The following is a 221-nucleotide window of genomic DNA, read 5'->3' on the forward strand; positions in this document are numbered from 1 at the left end:
AGCACACCATTCACGACGCGATCGACTCAGTGAACACCGCCGCCAACGCGGGCTGGAACGTATCGGTAGATGGCGAGGGAGCCCTGGCCGACGGTAGCAACAATATAGGTCCCAGCGGTGTGATGGACGTCACCAGCGAAGACGGCAATATCGCGATCAGCCGCGAAGCGACGGACCTTGAGTTCAGTCTGGCCGAGGACATCGACCTGGGTGACGACGGC

At 61.5% G+C, this 221-nt stretch carries 1 protein-coding gene; it reads left to right on the top strand.

The genetic code is table 11. The annotated features are described in order from the left end of the window. Nucleotides 1-221: hypothetical protein (locus ACT3T7_RS18455; RefSeq protein WP_444631935.1), on the top strand; the 221-nt coding region annotated here is incomplete at both ends.

Origin of the sequence: Halomonas sp. 111 (genome assembly GCF_052379685.1) — a bacterium.
Lineage (GTDB): Bacteria > Pseudomonadota > Gammaproteobacteria > Pseudomonadales > Halomonadaceae > Vreelandella > Vreelandella citrativorans.